Below are 2331 nucleotides of genomic sequence, written 5' to 3'. Positions count from 1 at the left end.
GGGCGGGCGAGAGGGGGGCAATGTGCACTCTTGGTCGATGTACCCCTCTTGTTCCGCGACCAAGGGCTGCCATACTTACGATGCCGTAGGTTACGGAACCGTAGCCAAGCCACCGGTCCAATGAGGGACATCTATGACGACTACCCCCGACGTGCTCGACAGTTCACCGAAAGCGCCTCCCGAATCCGAGCACACCGACTCCCCCTCTCCCTCCCCCTCCCCCGATGCGGGGTCCGCGACACTCGGCGGAGAGCGGCGGCGTTCGGTGGAGCAGTTCACGCTGCTGCTGTTCATCACCGTCCCGTTCCTGGCGCTGATCGCGGCCGTGCCGCTGGCCTGGGGCTGGGGGATGAGCTGGCTCGACCTGGGGCTGATGGTGGCGATGTACTTCATCACCTGCCATGGCATCACGATCGGTTTCCACCGCCACTTCACCCACGGCTCCTTCAAGGCGAAGCGCCCGCTGCGGGCCGCGCTGGCGATCATGGGGTCGATGGCCGTCGAGGGCCCCCTGGTGCGGTGGGTCGCCGACCACCGCAAGCACCACAAGTTCTCCGACGCCCAGGGCGACCCGCACTCGCCGTGGCGGTACGGCGAGACGGTGCCGGCCCTGCTGAAGGGCCTCGCCTGGGCTCACGTCGGATGGATGTTCGACGAGGAGCAGACGCCGCAGCAGAAGTACGCGCCGGACCTCATCAAGGACTCCGTGGTCCGCCGCATCTCCCGGCAGTTCGTCCTGTGGACGGTCGTCTCACTCCTCCTCCCCCCGCTGATCGGCGGGCTGGCCACCTGGTCCTGGCAGGGCGCGGTCACGGCGTTCTTCTGGGGCTCACTGGTGCGGGTGGCGCTGCTGCACCACGTCACCTGGTCGATCAACTCCATCTGCCACGCGGTGGGCAAGCGCCCCTTCAAGTCCCGGGACCGGTCCGGAAACGTGTGGTGGCTGGCGGTCCTCTCGTGCGGCGAGTCCTGGCACAACCTGCACCACGCCGACCCCACCTGCGCCCGGCACGGCGTCGAGCGCGGCCAGATCGACTCCAGCGCACGGCTGATCAGCTGGTTCGAGAAGGCGGGCTGGGCGTCCGACGTGCGCTGGCCCAAGCCTGAGCGCATCGACTCCCGCCGCCAGGAGTCCGCTGCCGACGCGGCATGATGGGCCCGTGCCGACCGCAGACAGCTCATCCAGCGAACCGAACGCCGCCCCGAAGCGCCGCGCCCGCCGCCGTATGACGGGCAAGGAGCGCCGCGAACAGCTCCTCGACATCGGGCGTGCCCTGTTCGCCGAGCGCGGCTTCGAGGGAACCTCGGTGGAGGAGATCGCCCACAAGGCGGGAGTCTCCAAGCCGGTGGTCTATGAGCACTTCGGCGGCAAGGAGGGCCTGTACGCGGTGGTGGTCGACCGGGAGATGCGGCGTCTCCTCGACATGGTCACCGGCGCTCTCACCGGCGGCCACCCCCGCGAGCTCCTCGAACAGGCGGCCTTCGCCCTCCTCGACTACATCGACCAGTACACGGACGGCTTCCGCATCCTCGTCCGCGACTCCCCGGTGGCCCAGTCCACGGGCACCTTCGCCTCGCTGATCTCGGACATCGCCACCCAGGTGGAGGACATCCTGGGCCGCGAGTTCAAGTCCAGGGGCTTCGACGCCAAGCTCTCCCCGCTCTACGCCCAGGCCCTGGTCGGCATGGTCGCCCTGACCGGCCAGTGGTGGCTCGACGTCCGCAAACCGAAGAAGGCCGAGGTGGCAGCCCACCTGGTGAACCTCGCCTGGCACGGCCTGGACGGCCTGGAGCAGAAGCCCCGGCTGATAGGCCACCGCAAGAGCTGACCCGCCGCTGTCCGGCGTCACTCCGGCCGCACCGGGTCCAGCAGGAAGACCTGGCCGGCCCCGGCCCGCTCGCACGGCACCTGGGCGAGCTGCCCTGTGCGGTCGGCGCCCTGCGGGAAGCCGGCGCACAGGCGGGTGTGTACGGGGCGCAGCCGGTAGCCCCGCTCCGGTTCCGTGACCGGCTCCAGCGTGAAGCGCTCCGCCGCGCCCCGGTCCCCGCAGCGGCCGTCCTCCAGCGGTGCGCCGGCCTCCGTACGGGCCCGCTGCACACCGAGGCAGCCCGGCGGCCCGGACCCGGGGCGCTCGCTCTTCAGAAACCACGCGCCGCCGCCGGCCCGCTGCAACCGGTGGACGGGGAAGGCGCGTTCGCACGGTGCCGGGTGCAGCCGCCCCGAATCGCTGCCCCGGCGCTGCGAGGCGCACAGCCCTGAATCCGCGGCGCGGAGCTGGTACCGGCCCGGTTCCGGCGCCGCGCGCGCCCGCTCCGCCCTCCCCCCGTCGC

Annotated in this window: 3 protein-coding genes; 2 read left to right on the top strand and 1 reads right to left on the bottom strand. The window is 71.1% G+C overall.

The window, feature by feature from the left end; genetic code table 11:
- Positions 1–133: 133 nt before the first annotated feature.
- Together G5C65_RS35640 and G5C65_RS35635 are read left to right on the top strand one after the other, a co-directional pair.
- Positions 134–1153 carry an acyl-CoA desaturase gene (locus G5C65_RS35640; RefSeq protein ID WP_165303201.1) on the top strand — a complete coding sequence of 340 codons (1020 nt, stop codon included), beginning with the start codon at positions 134–136 and terminating at the stop codon, positions 1151–1153.
- A gap of 7 nt (positions 1154–1160) precedes the next feature.
- The gene (locus G5C65_RS35635) at positions 1161–1829 is read left to right on the top strand and encodes a TetR family transcriptional regulator (RefSeq protein ID WP_165303200.1); all 669 of its coding nucleotides are present in this window, start codon (positions 1161–1163) and stop codon (positions 1827–1829) included.
- Between the two features lie 17 nt (positions 1830–1846).
- Here G5C65_RS35635 and G5C65_RS35630 read toward each other — a convergent pair.
- Positions 1847–2331, bottom strand: a 485-nt coding sequence (locus G5C65_RS35630) for an RICIN domain-containing protein (RefSeq protein ID WP_165303199.1), incomplete at its 5' end; no start/stop codon positions are given.

The sequence above is a fragment of the Streptomyces boncukensis genome (assembly GCF_011045075.1).
GTDB lineage: Bacteria > Actinomycetota > Actinomycetes > Streptomycetales > Streptomycetaceae > Streptomyces > Streptomyces boncukensis.
Note: the sequence above shows the minus strand (reverse complement) of the source record. Positions and strands in the feature narration are given on the sequence as shown.

What these genes read in the sequence shown, in the direction of transcription:
- G5C65_RS35640 (WP_165303201.1), top strand. Translation starts at nt 134, where the DNA reads ATGACGACTACCCCCGACGTGCTCGACAGTTCACCGAAAGCGCCTCCC.